The sequence below is a fragment of the Streptomyces sp. RPT161 genome (assembly GCF_027533845.1).
GTDB lineage: Bacteria > Actinomycetota > Actinomycetes > Streptomycetales > Streptomycetaceae > Streptantibioticus_A > Streptantibioticus_A silvisoli_A.
This window is the reverse complement of record NZ_JAPZVN010000001.1, coordinates 385,164-399,551: the sequence shown is the minus strand read 5'-3', so window position 1 is coordinate 399,551 and position 14,388 is coordinate 385,164. Positions and strand designations below refer to the sequence as shown.

Below are 14,388 nucleotides of genomic sequence, written 5' to 3'. Positions count from 1 at the left end.
CATCCAGCGGATTACGCAAGTCCCTTGAGGAGCAAGAGAAATGATGTTGTATCAGCGGCCTGCCGGAACGAGCGGTCCCGGCGGCCGAACGGTCGGTGACCAGGCGCTCGCGGCCTCCCGGGCCGTCGGCGACCGCGCGGTGGTCTCCCTCGGCGAACAGGGCGGCGCCCGATGAGAGTGCTACTGCTTGGCGCCGACGGGTTTCTCGGCCGCCATGTGGCGGAGCGCCTGCTCGCCGACCCCGCCGTCCAACTCACCGCGCTCGGCCGCCGCGACGACTCCGACGTGCGCTTCGACCTGTCCACCGGCAGCCCCGGCGCGCTCGCCCGGTTCCTCGACGCGGTGCACCCCGGCGTCGTCGTCAACTGCGCGGGCGCCACCCGTGGCGGGGCCCGCGAGCTGACCCGGCAGAACACGGTGGCCGTCGCCACGGTCTGCGAGGCGCTGCGCCGCAGCTGCTGCGGCGCCCGTCTGGTGCACCTCGGCTGCGCCTCGGAGTACGGCCCCTCGCCCACCGGCTCCTCGACCGGTGAGGACGCGGTGCCGCGCCCCGGCGGACCGTACGGGGTGAGCAAGCTGGCCGCCACCGAGCTCGTCCTCGGCTCCGGACTGGACGCCATCGTGCTACGGGTCTTCTCGCCGGTCGGCCCCGGCACCCCGGCCGCCTCCCCGCTGGGGCGGCTGGCCGAGGCGCTGCGCCGGGCGATGCAGAGCGGCGACGGCGATCTGAAGCTGGGCGGCCTCGGCATGCAGCGGGACTTCGTGGACGTGCGGGACATCGCGCGCGCCGTGCACGCCGCCTCGCTGTCCGCCGCGCAGGGCGTGGTCAACATCGGCACCGGCCGGGCGGTCCGGCTGCGGGACGCCGTCGCCCATCTGGCGCGAGCCGCGGGGTTCGGTGGCGCGTTGCACGAACTCGACGAGGCCGCGGTGGCGCCGAGCGCGGGCTCCGCCCCCTACCCGGACGGTTGCGGGGCCTGGCAGCAGGCCGATGTGCGCACCGCGCGGGACCGGCTGGGCTGGCGGCCGCGGATCGGGCTCGACGAGTCGCTGGCGGACATCTGGATGGAGGCGGCATGCCGCATCTGACGTCGGGCGCCATGCTGGCGGGCTTCGGTGTTCCGATGCGGGCCACCGCGGCCACCGCGGAGTGGGTCGAGCTGGCCCAGACCGGGGCGCCGCTGCACTGGGTGGTGGTGGATCTGGTGGACGGCCCGGGGCGGCGGCGCGATCCCCGGTACGCGGAGGTGGTGACCCGGCTGCGGGACGCCGGGGTGCGGGTGCTGGGGCGGCTCAACACCGCGTACGGCGGGCGGACCTTCGCGCAACTGGTCGGTGACGCACACCACTTCATGGACTGGTACGGGATCACCGGCTTCTACCTCGACCGGGCGCCCACTGACCGCGACTGGCTGCCGGAGTGCCGCCGGGTGGCGGCCACGCTGCACGCCATGGCGGACGGCGCGGACAGCCATCTGGTGCTGGGACATGGCATACACCCCTATCCCGGTTATGCGGAGGCGGCCGACCAGCTGGTGACCTATCTCGGACCGTGGACGCGGTACCGCTGGTCGCAGGCGCCGCCATGGACGGCCGAGCACCCGCCGGAGCGGTTCTGCCATCTGGTGCACAGCGTGCCGCGACCGCATCTTGAGACGGCGATGCGGATCGCCCGCTGGCAGGGCGCGGCGACGGTGCACTTCACCGACCAGGACGGCGCGGGTGGTGTGGATCCCTGGCGCGAGCCGCCCAGCTATTGGGACGAAGCGGTGGAAATACTGCGCAACCAGTCGCCGCCCAGTCGGTGAGGCAGGGGATTTCGCCCGCGTATCCGGCTCTGCCCGGCATATGAGCGTGAATCGTCTCGCACATCGGAACGGGTGTCTCGGAATGTCGACGGACGTGGCAGTGTTACGAGGAAGGCGCCCTCCCTCGCACGCGCGGGGGTGAGCCCTACCGTATCGACAAACCGACCAACGGAGTCCCCGTGTCGCTGCCACCCCTGGTTGAGCCCGCTGCCGAGCTCACCGTTGACGAGGTCCGCAGGTACTCCCGTCACCTGATCATCCCCGACGTGGGGATGGACGGGCAGAAGCGGCTGAAGAACGCGAAGGTGCTGTGTGTCGGCGCCGGCGGCCTTGGCTCCCCGGCGCTGATGTACCTCGCCGCGGCGGGCGTCGGCACGCTCGGCATCGTCGAGTTCGACGAGGTCGATGAGTCGAACCTGCAACGTCAGATCATCCACAGCCAGTCCGACATCGGGCGCTCCAAGGCCGAGTCGGCGCGGGACTCGGTGCTGGGCATCAACCCGTATGTGAACGTCGTCCTCCACCAGGAACGGCTGGACTCCTCCAACGTGCTGGAGATCTTCGCCCAGTACGACCTGATCGTCGACGGTACGGACAACTTCGCCACCCGGTACCTGGTCAACGACGCATGCGTGCTGCTGAACAAGCCGTATGTGTGGGGCTCCATCTACCGCTTCGACGGCCAGGCGTCGGTCTTCTGGAGCGAGTACGGGCCGTGCTACCGCTGCCTGTACCCCGAGCCCCCGCCGCCCGGCATGGTTCCGAGCTGCGCCGAGGGCGGCGTGCTGGGCGTGCTGTGCGCGTCGATCGGCTCGATCCAGGTGACCGAGGCGATCAAGGTGCTCACCGGGATCGGTGACCCGCTTGTCGGGCGGCTGACGATCTACGACGCCCTGGAGATGCGGTACCGCCAGGTCAAGGTTCGCAAGGACCCCGAGTGCGCGGTCTGCGGCAAGAACCCGACGGTCACCGAGCTGATCGACTACGAGGCCTTCTGCGGTGTGGTCTCCGAGGAGGCCCAGGAGGCCGCCGCCGGTTCCACGATCACTCCTCGGCAGCTCAAGGAGTGGATCGACGCGGGCGAGAAGATCGACATCATCGATGTCCGCGAGCCCAACGAGTACGAGATCGTGTCGATCCCCGGCGCCCGGCTGATCCCGAAGAACGAGTTCCTGATGGGCAACGCCCTCCAGGACCTGCCCCAGGACAAGCGCATCGTCCTGCACTGCAAGACTGGCGTGCGCTCCGCGGAGGTCCTGGCGGTCCTGAAGAACGCGGGCTTCGCGGACGCGGTCCATGTGGGCGGCGGCGTGATCGGGTGGGTGAACCAGATCGAGCCCGAAAAGCCGGTGTACTGACATACGGTCCGTTATCACGGCGACGGCTCCGGGGGCCCAGCCCCCGGAGCCCCTCTCTTTCTGAGGGCTTCGTCCCCGGCCGCTGGCTGGGTGGGTTTCTCGGGGCTGCGTTCCCGGCGCCGCTTTGGGGACGGCGCGCATCAGGCGGGCTGGGGAGTGAGGGTGGGCGCCAGCTCGGCGTCGATCATCTTCTCCATGGGGTCGGCGGCGACGGCGCCGCCGACCACGCTGGCCAGGACGATGGCGGCAATCAGCAGCACGTTCGAGAGCCAGACCATGGTCGCCACCGGCAGGGTGAACGCCCCGATCACCCGCGCCACGCACTCCACGAGCAGCGTCGCGCCCCATATGAGGGTGAACTTCCGATCCATCCGCCGGAACCGTGCCGAGGTGGCGGTGAGCCGGTCCAAGGCGGTGGCCCGGTCGGCGTTGCCCTTGACCAGCCAGGGCCGCAGACCTGCCGACATCAACGGCTTGCCCGAGAACGCCGAGACGATGAGGACGATCGCGAAGACGCTGCTGGTACCGGAGTCCTTCGCCACCATGATCCGGGGGCTGCCGCTGGTGAAGGACAAGGCGATGCCCACGATGTTCATCACCAGCATCAGTGCGGCCAGGCCGTTGAGCGAGCGGTCCCGTAGCCACCCGTACAACGTGCGCACCGCCGGGGGAACGCTGCTCAGGGCGAGCGACAGCAACAGGTCGACACCGAAGGCGTCGTGCAGCAGGTAGTAGGAGCCCAGCGGCAAGCCGATGTCGAGGACAAGGGGCTTGAAGTTGTTGAGCATTTCCTTACGAGGGGAGTAGTTCTCGGTCATCTCCGCCGCCTTCGCGTCGCCGTACCAGCTCGATTTCGTGGCCTCAGCTTCGCGAAGACGCGGGTGCCACCGGCAGTGTCACCGCTCAACAATCCGACAGGACAAATGTCATGGTCGGCGGGCAGCGGAACGCACGCTTCCCGCCGACGACGTTCCGTCCGCCAGGTGATGCGGGTTATCGCTATTGCCCGTAAGGTCCGCCCGCCGGTCGGCTGGACACAATCCGAGGGACTGCGACGCCTCGCGTTCGCGCTCCGCCCGCTGAGCGACCAGGGCATGGGGGCACACGACATTGCTGTGCAATTTCGCGGGAGGAGATCATCGACCTGCGGTCCGCCGCGCTCGCGGACCCAGCTCTCGTGACCACTGCCATCGAAACGATGGGGGGATGCCATGTCCGCCGCCTCTACACCAGCGTGCTTGGGGACCATGCACTCCTCCAACGGCGAGCGGCCTGGTAGACGAAGACGGACGAGCAGGTTCCAAGGGGTCATGTCGGCAGCGTCGCAGCCGCCACTGACAATGTGATCCGAGGAGCACCACACGAAAGTGACCTACGGGACACGCATTTCGGTGGAACGGCTGCGTGGCGGCGCGCGATGAGGTCGCCGTGCCAGAGCAGCACCCTCTCCGGTCGTACCACCATCACCTCCAGGGGCAGGCGGTGCAGCAGCGCCGCCGGGAACACGCGATCACTTGGAAAGAACCGGGCTCCAGGCTGAGCGGGCGCAGGTCGGTCCAGTTCTGCTCCACGTACTCCAGGCACGCGGTCCCCGTGTCCTCGCCGCGCCCCGCCATCCAACTGGCCGGGATCTTCGCGAACGCCAGCCACAGCGAGTGCTGACCTTCGCGCTCGTGAATGACGACGCGTCATTCACGAACGCGTCCCTCACAAACGCGTACCGGAACTGCTATCCGGACGATCCAGGCGAGCCGCTCCACAGGTTTCCTACGGCGGTCTCCATGTAGTCGGCGCGTGGACCGAGGAACGAGTGGGCCGGGTCCCGTGGTCGAGCGGGGGTCTAGCGCGTGAAGGCAGGGTGACGGGGTCTGTAGGTGGATGGGGGTGAGCCGGTTGGTTTTCCGATGTGTCGGGCGATGGTTGGCGCTGTGGACCGTACTTGGGGCGAAGGGTGTGTGGCGGGTGCTGGTGGAGTTCGGCGAGGTGGTGCTGGGCGGATTTCCCCAAGGCGGTGCGCGGGAGTTTCCCCACGGTGGTGCGCGGGAGCCGCTCGCCGGGCCGCCGCCCGGGCATCCGGAGCGATTGCTGCCTGATGCCCCGCTGAGCGCAGTGGAGCGGGAACTCGCGAGGGAATTGGCGAAGCTGTGCGACTGGCTTCCGACGAGGAGTTTCCGATGAACAAGGCAGTGACGGAAGCCGAGGCCGGGGTGCGGCGCCGGATCGCGGAAGTGGAGAACGCCCTCGGGGACCCTGACGACGCCGAGAATCCGGTCGGGTTCGCGGCCCTGCTGGCGGCGGACGAGAGGTTCGAGCTGTCGGCGGAGGCCGAACGGCGACTGGACGCGGTCGGGTTCGGTGCCGAGTTCGTCCCCGTGGCGCTTGGCGGGCGGTTGGCGCGGGCAGATGTGCTCGCCCGCGTCCTGCGTCCGGTGTTCCGCCGCGATGTGGCGCTGGGATTCGGATACGGGATCACCTCGCTGTTCGCCGCGTCGGCGGTCTGGGCCGCCGGTTCGCCAGAGCAGCGGGCGCGGCTCGCCGCACTGATGTGCGGTGGCGGCAGGACGGGGATCGTGCACCACAGCCTCGCGCACGGCAACACCATGTGGCAGGGCGAACTGGTCGCCCGTCCCGGCGCGCACGGATTCTTGCTCAGTGGCCGCAAGGACGGCGTGGTCAACGCCGAACGGGCCGGGGCCTTGGTGGTGTACGCCCGGACCGGGCAGGGGCGGGGACCGACCAGTCATTCCGTGCTGCTGCTGGAGCCCAACGCGGTGACCGGGGGCGGACTACGCGTCCTGCCCAGGAAGCTGAGCACCGGGATGCGCGGCTGCCGGTTCGCCGGACTGGAGTTCGCCGACTGCCCCGTGTCGGCCGACGCCCTGGTGGGGGAGCCGGGCCAGGGGATGCAGCTGGCGCTGCGCACCTTCCAGCTCAACCGCTCGCTGGTCTCCTCCGTGCTGCTCGGCGCCGCCGACACCGTACTGAGGGCGGCTGTCCGCACCGTGCTGAGCGGCCGCGAGGGCGGTGCGGGCAGGCGCCAACGGGCCGTGCTGGCCGCGGTGTTCGCCGATGTGCTGCTGTGCGACGCGATGGCGACCGCGGTGCTGCGCTCCCTGCACGTGTTCCCGGACAGCGCTCACCTGGGAGCCGCCGCGGTCAAGTACCTGGTGCCCGATCTCGTCCGGGAGGACCTGGAGGAACTGGGCACCGTGCTAGGCGCCTCAGGCTACCGCCGGGACAGCGTGCACGGATTCCTGCAGAAGCTGCTGCGCGATCTGCCCGCCGCCGGGCTCGGGCACATGGGCACGGCGGCCTGCCAGGCGGTGCTCATCCCGCAGCTTCCGCTCCTCGCGCGCCGGTCGTGGGGGGTGACGCAGGACCCGCCGGACCTGCTGTTCGCCACCCGGCAGCCGTTGGCGCCGCTCGCGCTGGAGTCGCTGGCGGTGGCCGGGGGCGAGGACCGGCTCGTCGCGGCGCTGCTCGGCGCGGTGCGCCGGCTGGGGGACGGCGGCGGTCCGCACTCGGGCCACGGGGACGACGGGACCCGGGCGTTGCTGTGCACCATCGCCGAGGCGTTCGTGGCCGAACTGGCCGAGCTGCGCGACCGGTTCCGTGCGGTGGTCCTGGACAGCCGCACGCTCGCGGCCAGTGCGCAGTGGGCCGCGCTGACGGACCGCTATGTCATGGTGGCGGCCGCCGGGGCCGCGCTGGGCCACTGGGTGCGCCTGGAGGAGGGCACGGACCCCTTTCTCGCCGACCCGGCGTGGCTGGTCCTCGCCCTCGGCAGGCTCGCCGGACGCCTGGGCATCAGGCTCCCCGACGCACCGCCTGACTGTGTGGAGCGGGTGTACGGCGAGGCGGTGGCCCGTCTGCGCACCGGGCGTGGCTACGACCTGCACGGCGCGGCACTCGACGGGTCCGGCGGGGCGCCGGGCGGGCACGCACGGACAGGAAGGGCCGCCTGATGGCGGGGCGCGGCTCGGTCACCGCACCAATCCTGATGGAGGGTCCGCACGGCCCCTGGCTGCGCGTCCGCGAATCCGTGGCGTTCTTCGGCAACGCGGTGGTGTACGCGAACTGGCAGCAGTGGCGGTCCGTGGTGGCCGCCGGGCCCGAACTGCGCTCGCTGCTGGGCAACCGCGACTGGCAGCGCTTCAACACCCTGACCAAACCCGAGGTCAGATACCGCTTCGCCGTCTCCCGGATGCTCGTACGGCATGCCGCGAGCGCCGCGCTGGACGTGCTGCCGGACGCGGTGGAACTGGCGTACAAGCCCGGCGGGAGGCCGTACCTGCGCGGCTGTGACCAGATCGACGTCAGCCTCAGCCACACCCTCGACCTGGTCGTGGTGGGCCTCAACCGGCTCGGCCGGATCGGGGTGGACACCGAGCTGGCGGGGCGCAGGCTGCGGTACTCCGAGGTGTACCGGCAGATGTGCACGTCGGCCGAGCGCGCGCGGCTCACCGATCTGGCCGGACCCGAGCAGGAAGCGGAGCTGCTGCGGACGTGGACGTTGAAGGAGGCTTACACCAAGGCGCTGGGGCAGGGCATGCGGCTGGGATTCACCCAGTTCGGCTTCGGCCCCGGGGGGCGGGAGCTGCAGACGCCGGACGGGGGGGCGGCCTCGCACGGGGAGTGGTCCTTCGGCACCTTCAGGCTGGAGCTGAACGGCGGGCGCACCTCCAAAGACCGCTATCTGGTGAGCATCGCGTGCCAGGACGCGGGCCACGGAGGGGAGGAGGACACCTCGGTCGGGACAATGCTGGACGCGGGTTTCCTGGGGCAGGTGGTGGATCTGCTGGGCCGGCAAGGCGCCTGACTTGTACGGCCCGTTGAGCGGTATGCACCGGTGGAGGGGGCGCTGCACGGGTGAATACGGCGGCTCGCCTTTCCGTGGATGTTCGGGACTGCATAATGACGAACACACGTGCCCTGCACGTGCCATATGTGGTCCACGGGGGAGACGAATGATCAGGGTCCTGATTGCCGAAGATCTGCACATGCTCCGGAGAGCCCTGGTGGCTCTTATCGAACTGGAGTACGATATCGCTGTTGTTGCGGAACTCTCCAACGGCAGCGACATCGTTTCCCGGGCGAAGAGTGAACGGCCTGACGTCGCCGTGCTGGACATCGATCTGCCGGGTACGGACGGCATCACCGCGGCGGGCGAGCTGCACACCGCGGTCCCCGGCTGCCGCACCCTCATCCTCACCAGCCTGGGCCGCCCCGGCAACCTGCGCCGGGCGGTGGCCGCGCACGCCTCCGGCTTCCTGCTCAAGGACACCGAACCGGACCGGCTCATCGCTGCGATCCGCTCGGTGGCGGCCGGTGAGCGTGTGGTGGACCCGTCGCTGGCGCTGGCCGCCCTGGAGCCGGAGGCGACCACGCTGACCGGAAGGGAGCTGGAGGTGCTGCGGCTCGCGGCGCAGGGCGAGGAGGCGCGGCAGATAGCGGCCAGACTGTTCCTGTCGGCGGGCACGGTACGCAACTACCTGACGGCCGCGGTCAACAAGCTCAACGCCCGCAACCGCGTGGACGCCATCCGCATCGCCCGCGAGGCCGGCTGGCTGTGAGACCCGGGGCGCCGGTCAGCCCTCGCGCGCGTCGGCGCCCACCCTTTCCAGCCGCGGGTCACCGGCCTCGACACCCTCGGGGCCGGTCTCTTCCACGGTCGTCTCGGTGAGGTGGATGACGGCTTCCAGGACGAACCAGCCGTCGGATCGGCTTCCCGCGGTCAGCGTGCCGCCGATCGCCTCGATGCGCGTAGCGAGGTTGCGGATCCCGCTGTTGCCGTTGCCCTCCTCGCACGCCAGCGGATGAAGGTGCCCCCTGGACCCGTCGACGCCGTCGTTGGCCAGCCGGAACGTGACGGTGCGGCCCCGGCGCAGTGCGGTGATCCTGCAGCGCGCGGCCTTGCTGTGCCGGAGCATGTTGGTCAGGCCCTCGCGCAGGACCGTGGCCAAGGTGGTGTCCACCTCGCGGGGCAGTGTCCCGCACGTGACGTGCGTGGTGGTGGTGATGTCCAGCGCGTCGAGCATGGACTCGGCGCCGGCGACCTCGGTGGACAGCTTCATGTCCCGGTAGCCGCTGGCCACCGCGCGTACGTCGGACAACGCCTGGCGCGAGGTGCGCAGGATCTCGGTGAGCTCCTGCTGCACGCGGCCGGCCTGCCCTGGCAGCAGGCGGTAGGCCAGCTCGCACTTGAGGGTGATGGTCGACAGGCTGTAGCCGAGCAGATCGTGCAGATCCCGGGCGAAGCGCAGCCGCTCCTGGTCCACGGCCAGCCGGGCCAGATCCGCGCGGGACCGGTGGACCTCGGTGACCATGTCGGTCAGCCGGGACAGGCCGAAGACCACCAGGCCGGTCAGGAGGGTGGAGACGGTGGTGTACGACACGTCGCGCCAGCCGAGCCCGACGAAGAACTGGAGCACATCGGTGCTGGCCACAATCAGAGCGAAGGCCGGCCAGGCGAGGACGTCGGGCAGCACCAGCAGCGCGGACCCGGCCAGCAGCCCCGGCAGCGGCAGCCATGCCTGCCCGTAGGAAAGGAAGGGCACATACGTCAGCAGGGACTGCACGAGCAGCAGGATCAGCCGGTGCTGGCCGAGGACCGGCACGAACCGGGGGAAGGAGATCTGCAGCTGGACCACGAATATCACCAGCAGCAGCACCATGGCCTCGGTGAAGGCGTCCACGGAGGGCCGGGAGCTCAATTCGTAGGTGACCGCGACGAAACAGAAGGCGCACAGCACCACGGTCGTGATAGTCATGGCGAGTCTGGGCGCCATGCGCTTCGAGTCGCCGACCTGGGACGCGTTCGGTTTGGCCTGTGGCGGACAGCCGGAAACCATGTAGTGATCCTCCCCCGTGACATGTCCGGCGGGCGCGGTCGCGACGGCGGCCACCGGGTGTTCCTGACTCGTGAGGCAGCCTAACCACACACGGCTCCGGCTCGCCATGCCCTGACGACCGGTTGATGTGATGGTCCGGGTACGGCGGAGGGCAGCTGCTAGGCGGCGCTCGGATCGGCGCCGGCCCCGGCCGGCGCGGGTGCGCCGATCAGGAACTCGCCCACGCTCGACTCCGTGCGCCAGTCGAGTCGCAGCGCCCGCGCCGCGACGTCGGCATCCCCGAGGGCCAGGGGGCACGAGCCGAGGCCCAGGGCGGTGGCGACCAGGGAAAGAGCTTGCTGCAGCGCGCCGACGTCCTTGAGGACGTTGGCGTAGGCGATGCCGCTGAACTTGACGGACGCACGGCGGAAGCGCGCGGTGATGGTGATCAGCAGTTCGGGCGGGTCGGCCAGCTGTGCCTCGGCCTGGGCGATGACCGCGAGTTCGGCCAGCGCCTCGGGCACCTCGTCCATCTTCTCCAGGGCGTGGGCCGCCGGGTCGTAGTGGTAGGCACCGGGCGCGGGCCAGACGTTCTTCCGCTCCGAGGGGAACAGCAGATACAACTCCAGCGCGTAGGTGTCGCCCAGGCTGGAGTAGGGGCGCTCGCTGTGCAGGTAGCCGTCGGGGGCTCCGCGGCCGGAAGCGAACACCGAACGCACCCGTGCCGCCTGGTAAAGCAGCGACCCGATCTGATCCCGGGTCAGCTCTCCGGCGCCGACCGACAGTGACGGGCCGCGCTCCATGACGGCGCTGAACGCCGGTCCGGTGCGGGCCAGTTCGGCCAGCTCGGGGCGGGGGAGCGGGATGGCCGGCGCGCCGTGTGCCGCCTTGACGACGGGCTCGGCGGGCAGCCGGGCGGCGTGCTCGAAGGTGGCACCGACATCGCCGTCGTGCCGGCCGAGCCTGCTGCGCGAGTGCAGCAGCAGATCGTCGGGGGACCAGGCCAGCAGCGCCGGATCGTGATCCTCGCCGAACCGGGGCGGTGTGCCCGGACCGCCGCCGTGGCCGGTCTCGGAGAGGACGGCCAGGCCGGCCGCGATTAAGTAGGACAGGGCGCTGTCCACGACGGCGTCGGGCAGGGCGGGCGGGCCCCACTCCTTGGGCGGCGCGGCCCCCGCGGCGTCCGCGGGCGTGCCGCAGAGCCGGGCCAGCAGCACCGACGCCTCGGGGCGCAGCAGTTCGGCGCGATGGTGGGACAGCGGGGACTCCAGGCGCAGCGCGCCCTGGGCGTAGCGCAGCACGGTGAACCGGGACAGCCGCGTGGGCAGGTGCCGGGGCAGGGGCTGCGGGGCGAACTCGGCCTGCGGGGACAGCGGGACGACGGACAGCAGCGGAACCGAGCCCACGGCGAGGGTGCGCACCACCACGTGCTGGATCCGGTGCAGCACCGCCAGCAGTTCGGTCGTCTCGGGGCTGAGCGCCCGGCCCGGTTCGGCGACCCCGCTCTCGGGGAAGTCCGCGACGACATTGCGCAGCGACACGGGGCCGGTGCGCATCCGCCGCAGGGCTTCCCGCACGGCCGGGCCCGGCGCGTCGAGCCGTAGCTCTCCCCAGCGCGTGTCGAGCACGACGGGGCACGGCGGATCGGACGGGTCGCAGTCGAGGTGCAGGAAGGTGTCGTCGCGCAGGGACCACAGCTCGGTGAGCTGGAGTCCCGCAAGGTGGCCGATCAGCAAGGGGTCGATTCCAGGTCGGCGGCGGGCGGGTTCAGAGGAACAGCGGTACGGGGTTCAGGTTCTCGTACGGGGTCGGGGCGGCGGCCCTGCCGAGCCGCACGGGGACGTCGAAGAGCCGTCCGGGCGCGAAACGGGCCCAGTGCGGGCGCAGGCCGGGCACGATCACCCGGACCACGGGCAGCCCCACGTCGGGACGGGTCTGGTCGAGGACGAGCAGTTCCAGGCCCGCGCGGGCGACGACCGCCTCGGCGGCCGCGATGTCCTCCAGCAGGTCGGCGCGCGGCACATACGGGTGGTCTGTGGGGCGTACGGGGCGCGCGGCGGGATCGGGCAGCAGGTAAGGCTGGTTGTCCGCGCGGGCGGTGCGCATCCAGCCGAGGGTCTCGGGGTCGCTGAGGGCGTAGCCGGTGCCGTCCGGGCGGGCGCCGAGCACCGGCGGCAGCAGCTGGTTGGTCTCGGCCAGGGCGCGGCGCAGGGCGACACGGGGGTCGAAGTGGGCGCCGAAGCCCAGCACGATGTCCTCGGCGGGTTTGTCGGTGCGCCGGGACAGCGCGGCGAAGACCGGGATGCCGAGGTCCGAGGTGAGGTCCAGAGCCCAGACCTCGCGGTGCAACGAGGCGTGCACGCCGCGCAGTTCGGCGATCCAGGGGTCGGCGAAGGAGTCCAGTTCCAGGCCGGGCTGGCGGGTGCGGTTGTACCACCACAGGGCCACCGCGTCCCGCTCGACGAGTTCCAGGAATCCCTGGAGCACCGCGTCCTCCAGGCTTCCGCCGGCGGCGGTGCCGTTGGAGTGCGCGTGGCAGTAGCGGCTCGCGGCCAACTGCGCGGTGCCGTAGTACAGCAGGGAGGTGGGCAGCAGTCTGTGGCGCCGGGCGGTGAGCGACCAGACGGGCGTCCACTCGACCTCGGCGTTCTCGTCGAACGGGTCGGCGACGTGGTGGAAGTGGCTGTGCTCGGCGTTCCAGCGGCGCCGATCCCGGTACTGGCGCGGGTCGTACAGCTGCACGCTGTCCGGGTGTACGGCGTCCTCGCCCAGCTCCCGCAGGGCCGCCCGGCGGATCGGCTCGTCGCCCTGGAGATGGCCGCAGTGCCGCTCCATGGCCTCGCCGAGCGCACCCACCCGGGCCTGGAGGGGGGTCGTCCCCTTGCCGGAACTGGTGCTGCGCAGTCCGGAGCGCAGGGCGCTCAGGCCGTGCGTGCCGGCCGCGGGGTTGTGGCCCGCGTGGAAGGAGTTGAGGAAGGCGGGGCCCCGCGGGTCCCGCCGGATCTCCTTCACCAGGCCGGTGAGCGGGTTGACCAGGTGCCCGTACCGCTCCAGCATCTGCTCCGGGGTGAGCGCCCGGTGGCCTCCTCCACCGACGTCCTGCTTGGGGCGCGGGACGAGGACGACAGGGGAGTTCACCTGACGGCGCATCAAGTCGGGGTCGCCGCAGGCGAAGCACTGCGGGCGGCGCTGCACGGGGTGGCGCTCGCCGACGAGGTCCAGGCCGTCCAGGGTCCACAGCTGCTGCTGGCCCGCATGACGGTGGCCGCCCAGCCACTTGACGGCCTCCAGGACCGCCAGGTGCAGTCCGGCCAGCCGGCTGGCGGGCAGCGCGCACGAGGGCCGGGGCAGCGGCCCCGAGCGGTGCAGCATGCGCTGTACGTGTGCCTCGACCGGGCGGCCCCGCCACAGCCGGTCGGCCAAGCAGGACCAGCAGGGCCCGTCCGCGGCACCGAAGAACGGGCCGATCCAGGTCTGTGTGCCGCCGGTCTTCACCGGCAGCCAGCGCCGGCCCGCCGCCCGGTGCTCGGCGTCGAGGGCCTTCAGGGCCGGGTCCAGGTAGTCCTCGCAGTGCACGAGGGTGAGGTCCGCGTCGGTGGCGCGGGCGGCGGACAGGGTGTGCACCCCCGCGGCCTCGGCGGCCCGCAGCAACTCGCCGGCGTCGGCGCGGCCCACGGCGGTCACGTGCACCGCCGCGGCCCGCAGCCGGTCCGCAGCGGTGGGCCCGGCCAGGCCCGCAGCCTCCCAGTAGGCGTGCTCGGCGGCCGCCCCGGGGGCCGGACAGGCGGGGCGCTCGGCCAGCAGACCGGCTCCGGAGAGCCGGGCCACCAGCCGGTCGGCTTGTTCGGTGGGCATGATGTCCGCAGCCTTCCGCAGCACCGACTCCCGGCGACGGGTGCCGTCCAGCAGCTCGGCCAGTCGCGTAACCTGCTCGCCGCGCAAGGCGGTCACACGCTGGTCCGAGATCAGATACACCGCCTCACCCGGCACCGCCTCGACCCGCAGATGCGGCTTGAAGCCCAGGTAGGTGCCGGAGGCGAAAGGTACGGGCACCGTCATCAGGCGGCGTCGTGCGCGAGGGGCTGGCCGGCGAGGGCGGTGAACTGCGCCTCGGCCCAGCAGACGAAGACGTCGGTGGGCGGGGCCCAGTGGGAGCCGTGGATCAGGTCCTCGATCACCAGGTCGTCGAACTCGTCCATCGCGCACAGGGTCTGCATAGCCATTCGTCTCTTCCTCGAATGCGGTCGGTGAAGGGCCAACCGGGGCCGTAGCGGGCCGCTTTGGGCCGTGGAGCCGCGGTGACAGCCAGAATTCTGCTGGCGCCGGGAGGGCCGAGCCAGTGCCGGCGTCATGCGCCGGGGATGAAAAGTTCATGGGTGCCGGGTGCGCTAT

14 protein-coding genes are annotated in these 14,388 nt (G+C 71.3%); 8 read left to right on the top strand and 6 right to left on the bottom strand.

What is annotated here, in order from left to right:
• Positions 1-40 precede the first annotated feature (40 nt).
• The 4 genes from O5O46_RS01705 to moeZ all read left to right on the top strand — a co-directional run bounded on the left by O5O46_RS01705 (position 41) and on the right by moeZ (position 3,166).
• Complete coding sequence (locus O5O46_RS01705) at positions 41-175, top strand: hypothetical protein (RefSeq protein WP_269853371.1); 135 nt, start codon at positions 41-43, stop codon at positions 173-175.
• Positions 172-1,089 carry an NAD-dependent epimerase/dehydratase family protein gene (locus tag O5O46_RS01700; RefSeq protein WP_269853370.1) on the top strand — a complete coding sequence of 306 codons (918 nt, stop codon included), beginning with the start codon at positions 172-174 and terminating at the stop codon, positions 1,087-1,089. The genes O5O46_RS01705 and O5O46_RS01700 overlap by 4 nt, the downstream gene beginning before the upstream one ends.
• Positions 1,077-1,808, top strand: coding sequence for a spherulation-specific family 4 protein (locus O5O46_RS01695; RefSeq protein ID WP_443072344.1), 732 nt, complete (start codon positions 1,077-1,079; stop codon positions 1,806-1,808). Before O5O46_RS01700 ends, O5O46_RS01695 begins: the two co-directional genes overlap by 13 nt.
• 179 nt (positions 1,809-1,987) lie before the next feature.
• Complete coding sequence (gene moeZ, locus O5O46_RS01690; RefSeq protein WP_269853369.1) at positions 1,988-3,166, top strand: adenylyltransferase/sulfurtransferase MoeZ; 1,179 nt, start codon at positions 1,988-1,990, stop codon at positions 3,164-3,166.
• A 140-nt stretch (positions 3,167-3,306) separates the two neighbouring features.
• Here moeZ and O5O46_RS01685 read toward each other — a convergent pair whose 3' ends face one another.
• Together O5O46_RS01685 and O5O46_RS01680 are read right to left on the bottom strand one after the other, a co-directional pair.
• A complete protein-coding gene (locus O5O46_RS01685; RefSeq protein ID WP_269853368.1) occupies positions 3,307-3,984 on the bottom strand; it encodes a VC0807 family protein in 678 nt (225 codons plus the stop codon).
• A 645-nt stretch (positions 3,985-4,629) separates the two neighbouring features.
• Positions 4,630-4,845: an MbtH family NRPS accessory protein gene (locus O5O46_RS01680; protein ID WP_269853885.1), complete on the bottom strand. Its 216-nt coding sequence runs from the start codon at positions 4,843-4,845 to the stop codon at positions 4,630-4,632.
• 199 nt (positions 4,846-5,044) lie between these two features.
• Between O5O46_RS01680 and O5O46_RS01675 the strand changes: the two genes are divergently transcribed.
• The 4 genes from O5O46_RS01675 (at position 5,045) to O5O46_RS01660 (ending at position 8,739) form a co-directional block, all read left to right on the top strand.
• Positions 5,045-5,344 (top strand): DUF6059 family protein, encoded by a 300-nt coding sequence (locus O5O46_RS01675; RefSeq protein ID WP_269853367.1) that lies wholly within the window; start codon positions 5,045-5,047, stop codon positions 5,342-5,344.
• Entirely contained in the window at positions 5,341-7,131 is a 1,791-nt protein-coding gene (locus O5O46_RS01670; RefSeq protein ID WP_269853366.1) for an acyl-CoA dehydrogenase, read from the top strand. The genes O5O46_RS01675 and O5O46_RS01670 overlap by 4 nt, the downstream gene beginning before the upstream one ends.
• The gene (locus O5O46_RS01665; RefSeq protein WP_269853365.1) at positions 7,131-7,985 is read left to right on the top strand and encodes a 4'-phosphopantetheinyl transferase family protein; all 855 of its coding nucleotides are present in this window, start codon (positions 7,131-7,133) and stop codon (positions 7,983-7,985) included. Before O5O46_RS01670 ends, O5O46_RS01665 begins: the two co-directional genes overlap by 1 nt.
• A gap of 148 nt (positions 7,986-8,133) precedes the next feature.
• On the top strand, positions 8,134-8,739 hold the full coding sequence (locus tag O5O46_RS01660; RefSeq protein ID WP_269853364.1) for a response regulator transcription factor: 606 nt from the start codon (positions 8,134-8,136) through the stop codon (positions 8,737-8,739).
• A gap of 15 nt (positions 8,740-8,754) precedes the next feature.
• Here O5O46_RS01660 and O5O46_RS01655 read toward each other — a convergent pair whose 3' ends face one another.
• From O5O46_RS01655 to O5O46_RS01640, 4 genes are all read right to left on the bottom strand, one after another.
• Complete coding sequence (locus tag O5O46_RS01655; protein ID WP_269853363.1) at positions 8,755-9,936, bottom strand: sensor histidine kinase; 1,182 nt, start codon at positions 9,934-9,936, stop codon at positions 8,755-8,757.
• Positions 9,937-10,175: 239 nt separating this feature from the next.
• Entirely contained in the window at positions 10,176-11,732 is a 1,557-nt protein-coding gene (locus O5O46_RS01650) for a SagB family peptide dehydrogenase (protein WP_269853362.1), read from the bottom strand.
• 31 nt (positions 11,733-11,763) lie between these two features.
• Positions 11,764-14,055, bottom strand: a complete 2,292-nt coding sequence (locus O5O46_RS01645; RefSeq protein ID WP_269853361.1) for a TOMM precursor leader peptide-binding protein — start codon at positions 14,053-14,055, stop codon at positions 11,764-11,766.
• Positions 14,055-14,219 carry a hypothetical protein gene (locus tag O5O46_RS01640; protein ID WP_269853360.1) on the bottom strand — a complete coding sequence of 55 codons (165 nt, stop codon included), beginning with the start codon at positions 14,217-14,219 and terminating at the stop codon, positions 14,055-14,057. Before O5O46_RS01640 ends, O5O46_RS01645 begins: the two co-directional genes overlap by 1 nt.
• Positions 14,220-14,388 lie beyond the last annotated feature (169 nt).